The sequence below is a fragment of the Pseudoalteromonas sp. TB51 genome (genome assembly GCF_000498055.1).
GTDB lineage: Bacteria > Pseudomonadota > Gammaproteobacteria > Enterobacterales > Alteromonadaceae > Pseudoalteromonas > Pseudoalteromonas atlantica.
This window is the reverse complement of record NZ_AUTO01000105.1, coordinates 1-10,772: the sequence shown is the minus strand read 5'-3', so window position 1 is coordinate 10,772 and position 10,772 is coordinate 1. Positions and strand designations below refer to the sequence as shown.

At 40.5% G+C, this 10,772-nt stretch carries 12 protein-coding genes; 5 read left to right on the top strand and 7 right to left on the bottom strand.

The window, feature by feature from the left end; genetic code table 11:
* Both L650_RS24815 and cspD read right to left on the bottom strand, forming a co-directional pair.
* A partial coding sequence (locus L650_RS24815; RefSeq protein ID WP_223230539.1) for an NADP-dependent isocitrate dehydrogenase occupies nucleotides 1-79 on the bottom strand: 79 nt, incomplete at its 3' end.
* A 448-nt stretch (nucleotides 80-527) separates the two neighbouring features.
* Nucleotides 528-746 carry a cold shock domain-containing protein CspD gene (gene cspD / locus L650_RS0105145; protein WP_004586755.1) on the bottom strand — a complete coding sequence of 73 codons (219 nt, stop codon included), beginning with the start codon at nucleotides 744-746 and terminating at the stop codon, nucleotides 528-530.
* A 209-nt stretch (nucleotides 747-955) separates the two neighbouring features.
* Between cspD and clpS the strand changes: the two genes are divergently transcribed.
* Nucleotides 956-1,264, top strand: a complete 309-nt coding sequence (gene clpS, locus L650_RS0105140) for an ATP-dependent Clp protease adapter ClpS (RefSeq protein ID WP_004586754.1) — start codon at nucleotides 956-958, stop codon at nucleotides 1,262-1,264.
* 68 nt (nucleotides 1,265-1,332) lie between these two features.
* Entirely contained in the window at nucleotides 1,333-3,594 is a 2,262-nt protein-coding gene (clpA, locus tag L650_RS0105135) for an ATP-dependent Clp protease ATP-binding subunit ClpA (RefSeq protein ID WP_029772427.1), read from the top strand.
* 231 nt (nucleotides 3,595-3,825) lie between these two features.
* On the opposite strand, the gene infA is transcribed toward clpA, so the two are convergent.
* The 4 genes from infA to trxB all read right to left on the bottom strand — a co-directional run bounded on the left by infA (nucleotide 3,826) and on the right by trxB (nucleotide 6,592).
* On the bottom strand, nucleotides 3,826-4,044 hold the full coding sequence (gene infA / locus L650_RS0105130; protein ID WP_002962494.1) for a translation initiation factor IF-1: 219 nt from the start codon (nucleotides 4,042-4,044) through the stop codon (nucleotides 3,826-3,828).
* A gap of 90 nt (nucleotides 4,045-4,134) precedes the next feature.
* Nucleotides 4,135-4,839 (bottom strand): arginyltransferase, encoded by a 705-nt coding sequence (locus L650_RS0105125; protein ID WP_024033487.1) that lies wholly within the window; start codon nucleotides 4,837-4,839, stop codon nucleotides 4,135-4,137.
* Entirely contained in the window at nucleotides 4,832-5,548 is a 717-nt protein-coding gene (gene aat, locus L650_RS0105120; RefSeq protein ID WP_029772426.1) for a leucyl/phenylalanyl-tRNA--protein transferase, read from the bottom strand. The genes L650_RS0105125 and aat overlap by 8 nt, the downstream gene beginning before the upstream one ends.
* Nucleotides 5,549-5,641: 93 nt before the next feature.
* Nucleotides 5,642-6,592 carry a thioredoxin-disulfide reductase gene (gene trxB / locus L650_RS0105115; RefSeq protein WP_024033489.1) on the bottom strand — a complete coding sequence of 317 codons (951 nt, stop codon included), beginning with the start codon at nucleotides 6,590-6,592 and terminating at the stop codon, nucleotides 5,642-5,644.
* A 287-nt stretch (nucleotides 6,593-6,879) separates the two neighbouring features.
* On the opposite strand from trxB, the gene pssA reads away from it, so the two are divergent.
* Nucleotides 6,880-8,205, top strand: coding sequence for a CDP-diacylglycerol--serine O-phosphatidyltransferase (pssA, locus tag L650_RS0105110; RefSeq protein ID WP_029772425.1), 1,326 nt, complete (start codon nucleotides 6,880-6,882; stop codon nucleotides 8,203-8,205).
* 115 nt (nucleotides 8,206-8,320) lie between these two features.
* On the opposite strand, the gene ald is transcribed toward pssA, so the two are convergent.
* The gene (gene ald / locus L650_RS0105105) at nucleotides 8,321-9,442 is read right to left on the bottom strand and encodes an alanine dehydrogenase (RefSeq protein WP_004586748.1); all 1,122 of its coding nucleotides are present in this window, start codon (nucleotides 9,440-9,442) and stop codon (nucleotides 8,321-8,323) included.
* Between the two features lie 142 nt (nucleotides 9,443-9,584).
* On the opposite strand from ald, the gene lrp reads away from it, so the two are divergent.
* Both lrp and L650_RS0105095 read left to right on the top strand, forming a co-directional pair.
* A complete protein-coding gene (gene lrp / locus L650_RS0105100) occupies nucleotides 9,585-10,064 on the top strand; it encodes a leucine-responsive transcriptional regulator Lrp (protein WP_004586747.1) in 480 nt (159 codons plus the stop codon).
* A 154-nt stretch (nucleotides 10,065-10,218) separates the two neighbouring features.
* Nucleotides 10,219-10,772: DNA translocase FtsK 4TM domain-containing protein (locus tag L650_RS0105095; RefSeq protein WP_029772424.1), on the top strand; the 554-nt coding region annotated here is incomplete at its 3' end.

The window sequence follows — 10,772 nt, the reverse complement described above, 5'->3', positions numbered from 1 at the left end:
CTTGGATAATTGGTAGCAACGAGTAGGTTGCTAGCGCCGGAGCTTCGTCCGTTTTAGTGTAGATAATTTTTGATGTCATCATCATTCCTAGATAGTAGGCCGCAGTGGCCGTATTCAACAATGCAAAGAAACTCATTAGCGCATGGTTGCGTTAACAAGCAGTTTGTTAGGTGTCGGTACTCTTAATATGCCAAAAGGCAGAATAGTCACACCTGACTAACTGATTTTTATAGGTTGCAAAGTACACGTATTTTAGCCGCGTAAAAGCATGAGCTAAAATGTAACCGCGTAATTTAGCAACAAGAGTGTAACAAGCTTGTTTAAAAAGGGCTAGCGCTTGCGCTTTTGAACAGCCTTAATTAGCAGGTAACTGTTAGAACATTGGGGTATATAAAATAAAATCAAGGAAAAGGGTTGAATTTAGCGTGTACAGGAGCAATTTAGTAATAAGAAGAGAGTTGAATGGTAAGTGGGGAATTAAGCGAGGATCTAAATTAGGTCGCTCGCTTTAGTCGAACAAATTTTGATCACTCTAAAATGTCGCCGTTAGGCGCAATGTTTTTAGCGTGTAAGCCCTTAGGGCCTTGTTCTAGCTCGAATGTTACATCCTGACCAGCTTTAAGTGTCTTATAACCGTCCATTACAATCGTTGAGTAATGAGCGAAAATATCATTCTCGCAGCCGTCTTCTACGATGAAACCAAAACCTTTGGCGTTGTTGAACCATTTGACTTTACCACAAGCCATACTTCTACATCCTTCTATAAGTTGACTAATTTAGTTATTCTAAACCGTATAATTTGCTAGACTGACTAAGGATTAATCAATCTACTTCTGACTGTAGTTTATTTGGCCAGTCAGTCAAGTGTTTTGTGGTATTTTTTTAACATTTAATTTATTTTTTATTCAAGTTTGCTTGAGTTCTAAAGACAAGACTATATTTAATTATGAGTGGTATGAAAGATTCAGGTGTCATCGACACAGTTCGCGATAGTGAAAAGCAAAAGCTGCAGCCACCGCGAAAATACAAAGTTGTTTTAAATAACGACGACTACACGCCAATGGACTTTGTAATAGAAGTTCTAATGACGTTTTTCAATATGGATAGCGATAGAGCAACTGATGTGATGCTACAAGTTCACGAAAAAGGTAAAGGGATATGCGGTGTATTTAGTGCCGATGTAGCCCATACCAAAGCGGAACAAGTTAACCGTTATGCACGGGATAACGAGCATCCACTGCTTTGTAGTTGTGAGCAGGAATAAATACCAATTAGGTGATCAATCATCTCATTGTTGTGGTATAAAATAATTATCTCAGTAAGGGGTTGCCAATGCTAAACAAAGACTTAGAACTAACGTTAAATGCCGCGTTTCGTGAAGCGCGTACACGCCGCCATGAGTTTATGACGGTAGAACACCTTTTACTTGCGCTTTTAGATAACCCTTCAGCAGGCGAAGCGCTAAACGCCTGCGGTGTTGATATTTCTGGTTTAAAAACCGAACTATTAGAATTCATAGACGAAACCACACCGGTTATTCCCGATTTAGAAGAAGAACGCGAAACCCAACCAACACTGGGCTTTCAGCGCGTGCTTCAACGTGCGGTTTTTCATGTTCAATCATCTGGTAAAAACGAAGTTACAGGCGTTAACGTGCTCGTTGCTATTTTTTCTGAACAAGAAAGCCAAGCGGTTTATTTACTTAAGAAAAGCGATATTTCTCGCTTAGATATAGTGAATTTTATTTCTCATGGTATTTCTAAAACGGATGATGAGTTAGGAGATGACACTGACGACATTCATGAAGAAGTACAAGAGGTTCAAAACGAAGAGGCAAGTAAGTTAGATAGCTTTACCACTAATTTAAATGCCCAAGCCAAAGACGGTAACATTGACCCATTAGTAGGGCGCGACAGCGAAGTAGAGCGCACCGTGCAAGTTTTATGTCGTCGTAAAAAGAATAACCCACTGCTTGTTGGTGAAGCAGGGGTAGGTAAAACAGCCATTGCAGAGGGCCTTGCGTACCGCATTGTTAATGAACAAGTGCCTGAAGTAATTGCCGATGCTGTTGTATATTCGCTTGATATGGGCGCATTGCTTGCCGGTACTAAGTACCGCGGTGACTTTGAAAAACGCTTTAAGAGCTTATTAAAAGAGTTACAAGCAAAACCTAACTCAATTTTATTTATTGATGAAATACACACTATTATTGGTGCAGGCGCTGCATCGGGTGGTGTTATGGATGCCTCTAACTTACTTAAACCGCTGCTTTCAAGCGGGCAGTTACGTTGTATGGGCTCAACCACTTACAATGAGTATAAAAATATTTTTGAAAAAGACCGTGCGTTAGTGCGTCGTTTCCAAAAAATTGATGTACTTGAACCAAGTGTGGCCGATACCACTAAAATTTTAAATGGTTTAAAAGAGCGTTACGAAGAACACCATGGTATTCGTTACACGCAAAAAGCATTAAAAGCAGCTGCAGAGCTAAGTGCTAAATACATTAATGAGCGTCATTTACCTGATAAAGCCATTGATGTAATAGATGAAGCCGGTGCCAACCAGCGTTTGCAGCCAAGCTCTAAGCGCAAAAAAACCATTGGTGTATCAGATATTGAATCGATTATTGCTAAAATGGCACGTATCCCAGCTCAAAGTGTGTCATCGACCGATAAAGAAACGCTTAAAAATCTTGATCGTAATCTTAAAATGTTAGTGTTTGGGCAAGATCAGTCTATCGAGGCGCTAACATCTGCGATTCGTTTATCTCGCTCGGGGCTTGCAAACGAAGATAAGCCAGTGGGCTCGTTCTTATTTGCGGGGCCAACGGGTGTAGGTAAAACCGAGGTTACTAAACAGCTTGCTAAATGTATGGGCGTTGAGTTTATCCGCTTTGATATGTCAGAGTATGTTGAGCGCCATGCAGTAAGCCGTTTAATTGGTGCGCCTCCTGGGTATGTTGGTTTTGAACAAGGTGGTTTACTTACCGAAGCCGTTATTAAAAACCCGCATGCTGTTGTATTATTGGATGAAATTGAAAAAGCCCATCCAGATATTTACAACATACTACTGCAAGTAATGGATCACGGTACGTTAACCGATAACAATGGTCGAAAAGCTGACTTTAGAAACGTAGTGGTGGTTATGACAACCAATGCCGGCGTGCAAGAAACCACACGTAAATCGATTGGCTTTACCGAGCAAGATCATACGCACGATGCAATGAGTGAAATTAACAAGGTATTTTCACCTGAGTTTAGAAACCGCTTAGATAATATTATTTGGTTTAACCACCTTGAAAAAGACGTTATCTTGCAAGTGGTCGATAAATTTGTAGTTGAGCTGCAAGCACAATTAGATAAGAAGTCAGTTAACCTTGAGCTGACCTCTAAGGCCCGAGAGTGGTTAGCAGATAAAGGCTACGATAAAGCAATGGGTGCACGTCCAATGGCTCGTGTTATTCAAGATGAGCTTAAAAAGCCATTGGCTAACGAAATACTCTTTGGTGAACTGGTTGATGGCGGTACTGTTAAAGTATCAGTTAAAGATAAGAAAATTAACTTTGACTATGAAAGTAATTTAACACCCGCTTAAATAAGTGTATTCACTTATAATACCAATCCGCAAATTAAGCGAATGGGTATAAAAACTAGCCTGCGCGATACGCGTGGGCTTTTTTGTGCTTTTTTATAGGCAACAAAAAACCCAGCAAAAGCTGGGTTTTTTGTTTATTAAATGTAATTGCTAGTCAGTACCATCAATTACATTTAATAAACGCTTTAAGCTAGTTATTCACTAGCCAAAAACTAAATCTCGTTTACGCACTTAGCGAGCACGGAATACGATACGTCCTTTCGATAAATCGTAAGGAGTCATTTCTACCGTTACTTTATCGCCGGTTAAAATACGGATATAGTTTTTGCGCATTTTACCTGAAATATGAGCCACAACTACGTGACCATTTTCTAGCTCAACTCGGAACATTGTATTTGGTAAAGTATCAAGGACTGTCCCTTGCATTTCGATTACGTCTTCTTTCGCCATGTTTAGCGTAACACCTCTTTAATAGTTAAACGCTGCAGATTTTGCCCAAAATACGCCAATAAGTAAAGGCGCAGCGGGCATTTTTGCAAATTAAATAGCCAACCACTGGTCATTAACGTGTTTTTGCGCGGGTAAAAACTGAGTTTTGTATTTCATTTTGGTGCATTCATCGATTTGGTAGCCCAAATACACAAATTCTTTATTTTGCTGTTTGGCAAATTCGAGCTGCTGTAAAATCATCACAGTCCCTAAACTGTAGTGTTCAAAGTCGGGATCGAAAAATGTATAAATAGCCGAAACAGCGTTATCCATGCAATCTGTTACGGCCACTGCAACTAAAGTGTCTTGGTGCCAAAGCTCAATAAACGTTATTTCTAACCAGCTACAAAATAAAAAGCTTTGAAACTGTTCTAAATTAGGCGGAAACATAGTGCCATCGCTGTGGCGCATTGAAATGTATTTACTATAAAGTGGATAATATTCTTCGCGCTTAGCGTGTGTGTATCTTACTTCAAAGTTTGCTTTTACTTTATTTAGTTTTCTTTTTTGTGACTTTGAAGGGGTAAACTCTTGGGCTAACACGCGCACCGAGTTACAGGCGCTACACGAAGGGCAGTGCGGTCGATAAATTTGATTACCACTGCGCCTAAAACCGAGCGATAAAAGCATCTCAAATTTATGCGTGCTGTAACAGGTTGGGTCAAGTATTACCAATAATTGCTCTTGCCTGTCAGGTAAATAGCTACAAGCAAACTCTTGGCTAAGACCAACGCGTGCAGGAATGTGTTCACTCATAAATTGCTGTTAACTCCTGTGGTTGCCACATGGTTGAGTTGAGGGTGTAAGCATTTGCTCGTTTAAGTTTAGTCAAAAATTCTGAGCGAGGGATCACTTTTGCGCCTAAAGAGGTTAAATATGGGTTTTCTAGTTGGCAGTCAATAAAATGTGCGTTATGGCGTTTTAACCAATTAACTAACGCCCACATGGCCAGTTTTGAGCAATTAGTTTGATGATGAAACATCGACTCGCCACAAAAAACGCCATTTTGCATAATGCCATACAGCCCACCGGCAAGTTCGCCGTCTTGCCATACTTCAACACTATGCGCAATATTAGCGTCATGTGCAGCAATATAAGCGCTTAACATATCGTTTGTTATCCATGTGCCTTCGGTGTCTATACGTTGCTCACAGCACGCTTCTATCACCTCAGCAAAGGCATTGTTAACAGTTACTTTAACAGGGTGCTTTTTTAAATGTTTACGTAAGCTTTTACTTATATGAAAGTCATTTAGCTCTACAATGCCGCGTTCACTTGGCGACCACCACATAATGGGCTCACCTTCGCTAAACCACGGGAAAATACCCATTTTATAGGCACTACTTAATCGTTTTACAGATAAATCGCCGCCTATGGCAAGCAGTCCATCGGGGGAGGTAAGTGCATATTCGGGATTTGGAAATGCTATATCGGTTTCACTTAGTTGGTATAGCTGGTTTCTCATAGAGGGCTTAACTTATTAATTATCATAAAAGTGTAACTATATTTTAGGCATAAAAAAAGGCTGAACTAACAGCCTTTATTAATTTTGTAGCGTTTATAGGTTATCTAAGAAACGCTCTGCATCTAGGGCTGCCATACAGCCTGTACCTGCAGATGTAATTGCTTGACGGTAAATGTGATCAGACACATCACCTGCGGCAAATACGCCAGGTACGCTTGTTTGTGTAGCGTTACCGTTAAGACCAGACTCAACCACTAAATAGCCGTCTTTCATTTCTAGTTGGCCTTCAAACATGTCAGTGTTTGGCTTATGGCCGATAGCAATAAACACACCCGCTAAATCAAGCTCTTCGGTAGCATCAGATTGTGTATCTTTAATGCGTACACCAGTTACGCCCATGTCATCGCCAAGTACTTCGTCTAGCGTACGGTTGTAGTGCATGACTACGTTACCATTTTGCGCTTTTTCGTTAAGGCGATCAGCAAGAATCTTTTCACTGCGGAAGCTATCACGACGGTGAATAACGTGTACTTCATCCGCAATATTAGATAAGTAAAGTGCTTCTTCTACAGCAGTGTTACCACCACCTACAACGGCAACTTTACGCCCTTTATAGAAAAAACCATCACATGTAGCACATGCAGATACACCACGACCTTGAAAATTAGTTTCAGACTCTAAGCCTAAGTATTTAGCCGATGCACCAGTGGCAATAATTAATGCATCACATGTGTAAGTACCTTGGTCGCCAGTAAGCGTGAAAGGGCGCTTAGACACATCTACTTTATTAATGTGGTCAAACACAATTTCCGTTTCAAAGCGCTCAGCGTGCTCTTTCATACGGTCCATTAATGCAGGGCCTGTTAAACCGTGCGCATCGCCTGGCCAGTTTTCAACTTCAGTCGTGGTCGTTAATTGGCCACCTTGTTGAATGCCGGTAATTAAAACGGGGTTTAAATTTGCACGTGCAGCGTATACTGCGGCAGTGTAACCCGCAGGGCCAGAGCCTAAAATTAGTAACTTAGAGTGTTTTGCTTCAGTCATGATCTTTTCCTAAACGTTTAATACTGAACTTAATGGCTTCGATTCTAAGAAAAACAAGGCACAAGTAAACAAATTATGTGAATATTTTTTTCTGACAAAATTAAAAGCTGTGCAATATTATGTACTGACTTTGTCTGGAACGATAAAAAAGCCCGCGTAAAGGCTAAAAAACAAACAGATGAGCAACAAAGCTTCGTTAATTCATGACCCGTTAGTATTTTTTTGATATGTTTTACCTAATTTTATTTGTCACTGATAGATTATGTGACCTTAGTGAATAGGCAACTATGTTATTTTGGCAGGAAAAACCCGCATTTGGGTTGACTTCAAAAGACGTTAACGTCTTAACCAACGCACAAGAGTACCGTACGCAATTGCTACGTTTAATTAGCAATGCAAAAAAAAGAATCTACATTACGGCACTTTATTTACAAGATGACGAAGCAGGGCGCGAAATACTTGAAGCGCTGCATCGAGTGTCGTTGGCAAACCCCAACCTTGAAATAAAAGTGTTGGTTGATTTTCATCGTGCTCAACGTGGTCTTATTGGTGCAAAAAAATCAGACGGTAACGCAAGTTTATATTGTGACTATTTAGAAAAATTTAAATCAAACGTACAAGTTTACGGTGTACCGGTTAAAGCCAAAGAGTTGTTTGGTGTGTTACACCTTAAAGGCTTTGTTGTAGATGATACTTTATTATACAGCGGCGCTAGCTTAAATAACGTGTACTTACAATACAACGAACGCTACAGGCTCGACCGTTACTTTTTAGTTGACCAAGCAGCACTGTGCGACTCTGTGGTTGATTTTATTGAGTCTAAGCTAATAGGCTCGCAAGCCGTGCCACGTATTGATACACGCCCGCTTAAGCGCTTAATAGACTTTAAATTTGAACAAAAGCAATTAATGCGCGAGCTCAAGTCGGCCAGTTATGCAAACCCAACTACGCCCAATACCGACCCACTCGGTGTGCGTTTGTTTTTAGGTTTAGGGCGTCGTAATAATAGCCTTAACCGATTAATTAAAAACTTGTTTGATACCACAGAGCAAGAGCTTGTACTTTACACACCGTATTTCAATTTTCCGGCCCCGCTTATGCGCTCACTACGTCGATTATTAAAACAAGGTAAGCAAGTAACCATTGTAGTAGGTGATAAAACCGCAAACGATTTTTATCTGCCGCCAAGTGAGCCGTTTAGTAAAATTGGTGCACTCCCGTATTTATACGAAACTATTTTGCATAAATTTGTAAAATCGCAAAAGCGCCATATAGATAACGGCAATTTAAACGTGTATTTATGGAAGCACGAGAGTAACTCGTTTCACTTAAAAGGTATTTGCGCCGACCGACAACGCCACTTATTAAGCGGTCATAACCTTAATCCACGAGCGTGGGGCCTTGATATCGAAAACGGTATTTTAATTGAAGACCCACAGCAAAGTATTATGCAAGCCATAGATAACGAAAAGCAGGAAATTTTAAAACACTGCCGCCGTTTAACTGGGCCAAATGATTTAGAAACAGTAGAAAATTACCCGCAACCGGTTAAAAAGCTACTTGGTCAGGCTAAACGCGTAAAAGTTGATTTTATAATTAAGCGTTTTATATAAATTAATTTATATAGTCAAAATTTAGATACAAAAAAAGCAGCTAATTAGCTGCTTTTTTATTGCTTGTAGTTAGGTAACTATTTTGTTTAATAACACCTAACGACTAAACGCAAAATTACGCGTTTTCTACTGCAGTGCGAGGGTCAACATATTCCATGTTGAACGCTTCAGCTACTTCTTTGTAAGTTACTTGGCCTTTAATTACGTTTAAGCCTTTTAAGAAGTGCGCGTCATCTAGTAGTGCCTTTTTGTAACCTTTGTTTGCCAGGTTAATAATAAACGGCAATGTTGCATTGTTAAGTGCAAAGGTAGAAGTACGCGGTACTGCACCTGGCATGTTAGCAACACAGTAGTGAACAACTTCATCAACAATGTATGTAGGATCAGCGTGTGTTGTTGCTTTAGAAGTTGCAATACAACCACCTTGGTCAATAGCAACATCAACAATTGCAGAGCCTGGCTTCATTGCTTTAATGTGATCGGCTGTTACTAGTTTAGGCGCTGCAGCACCTGGAATTAGTACGCCACCAATTACTAAGTCAGCTTCTAGTACGTGTTTTTCAAGTGCGTCAGCCGTTGAGTAAATCGCTTTAACTTTGTTACCAAATTGCGCGTCTAGTGCACGAAGTACATCGATGTTGCGGTCAAGTACTACAACGTCTGCGCCCATGCCAACAGCCATTTGCGCTGCGCTACGACCCACCATGCCGCCGCCAATAACAACCACTTTAGCTGCTTCAACGCCTGGTACGCCACCAAGTAACATGCCACGGCCGTGGTTAGATTTTTCAAGCGCTTGTGCACCGGCCTGAATAGACATACGACCTGCTACTTCACTCATTGGTGCAAGAAGCGGTAAGCCGCCACGTGCATCAGTAACTGTTTCGTAAGCAATACAAATCGCTTTGCTTTTAACAAGGTCTTCAGTTTGTGGAAGATCAGGTGCAAGGTGAAGGTAAGTAAATAAAATTTGGTCTTCGCGTAGCATTGCACGCTCAACAGCTTGTGGCTCTTTTACTTTTACGATCATGTCTGCTTTTGCAAAAACATCAGCTGCAGTGGCTAAAATTTCAGCGCCAGCTTGTGTGTAATCTTCGTTAGTAAAACCAATGCCCATACCTGCATCTGTTTCAACAATCACTTGGTGGCCGTGATTTACTAATTCACGAACACTCGCAGGAACCATACCTACACGGTATTCATGGTTTTTAATTTCTTTAGGTACACCAATAATCATAAAATTTGCCTTATTAAGAACGGATTAACATTTTTCACTATTATATTCATCATAAGGCAGTGTGTCTCACCTTTTTTAAAAGGCCAGGCAGTGTTATTATCTAAATAATAAAAATAAACAGAATATTAAACTAGTTGGGTGTATGCATCAGTTATTAGATAGAATTGACCGTAAAATTTTAATGGAATTACAGCACGATGGACGCCTTTCTAATGTAGAACTGGCCCGACGAGTTGGCCTGAGCGCCACGCCCTGTCTAGAGCGCGTAAAAAAGTTAGAACGTGAAGGTTATATACTTGGCTACAAAGCGGTGGTTGATCCAGCAAAGCTTGGCCAAGGCTTATCTGTGTATGTTGAGGTAACCATTACCAAAACATCGCCCGACGTATTTGATGAGTTTAGTGCGGCGGTTAAACAGCACGAAGAGATAATAGAGTGTCACTTGGTATCGGGCAATTTTGATTTTTTATTAAAAACACGCGTAAACGATATGTCAGAATACCGCGGTGTACTAGGCGACATTCTTTTAAAGCTGCCAAACGTGAGTGAGAGCCGCACTTATGTAGTAATGGAAGAAGTAAAAGGTGAAGACGGCGTAATAATTCGCCCTTACATTGCTTAAATTTAACCGCAAAAGATAAACACACTCTAATTTATAAAAACTTGTTCATAATCAGGCCATACACATTAAGATAAAGTGCATCAAATTGCATTTCCTGCTAAGGTATTTGATTGCAAGCAAGTGCCAATAGAACAATAAAGAGGGATAGGAAGTTATGCGCCTAAACGGTGTGCAAAGACTATTAGAAACAGGGCTGATCATCAGTACCTTTGCGGCAATATTCATTTTATGTGCTTTAATCAGCTTTGATCCCGCTGACCCTGCGTGGTCGCAAACGGGTGAATTTAGAAACGTAAAAAATATTACAGGCACTGCCGGTGCTTGGGTAGCCGATATATTATTACTCTCATTTGGTTGGCTTGCTTATTTAGTGCCGGCCGCTATTCAGCTGTTTGGCTATTTATTATTTAAACAACCTCATCGTATTTTACAGCTCGACTACACCACACTTGCTTTGCGTGTTATTGGCTTTGCTTTATTTATTACCTCAGCAACGGCAATCAGCAGCATTAACTTTGATGATATTTATAACTTTTCATCCGGTGGGGTAGTGGGCGATGTGATTGCATCGGCCATGATGCCAGCATTTAACTTTACCGGTACCTCTATACTATTATTGTGCTTCTTTTTTGCTGGGCTTACTTTATTAACCGGTGTGTCGTGGGTTGAATTTGTAGACTACCTCGGCGATTTAGTGGTTAGAGGCTA

What these genes read in the sequence shown, in the direction of transcription:
- cspD (WP_004586755.1), bottom strand. Translation starts at nt 746, where the DNA reads ATGGCTTGTGGTAAAGTCAAATGGTTCAACAACGCCAAAGGTTTTGGT.
- clpS (WP_004586754.1), top strand. Translation starts at nt 956, where the DNA reads ATGAAAGATTCAGGTGTCATCGACACAGTTCGCGATAGTGAAAAGCAA.
- clpA (WP_029772427.1), top strand. Translation starts at nt 1,333, where the DNA reads ATGCTAAACAAAGACTTAGAACTAACGTTAAATGCCGCGTTTCGTGAA.
- infA (WP_002962494.1), bottom strand. Translation starts at nt 4,044, where the DNA reads ATGGCGAAAGAAGACGTAATCGAAATGCAAGGGACAGTCCTTGATACT.
- L650_RS0105125 (WP_024033487.1), bottom strand. Translation starts at nt 4,839, where the DNA reads ATGAGTGAACACATTCCTGCACGCGTTGGTCTTAGCCAAGAGTTTGCT.
- aat (WP_029772426.1), bottom strand. Translation starts at nt 5,548, where the DNA reads ATGAGAAACCAGCTATACCAACTAAGTGAAACCGATATAGCATTTCCA.
- trxB (WP_024033489.1), bottom strand. Translation starts at nt 6,592, where the DNA reads ATGACTGAAGCAAAACACTCTAAGTTACTAATTTTAGGCTCTGGCCCT.
- pssA (WP_029772425.1), top strand. Translation starts at nt 6,880, where the DNA reads ATGTTATTTTGGCAGGAAAAACCCGCATTTGGGTTGACTTCAAAAGAC.
- ald (WP_004586748.1), bottom strand. Translation starts at nt 9,442, where the DNA reads ATGATTATTGGTGTACCTAAAGAAATTAAAAACCATGAATACCGTGTA.
- lrp (WP_004586747.1), top strand. Translation starts at nt 9,585, where the DNA reads ATGCATCAGTTATTAGATAGAATTGACCGTAAAATTTTAATGGAATTA.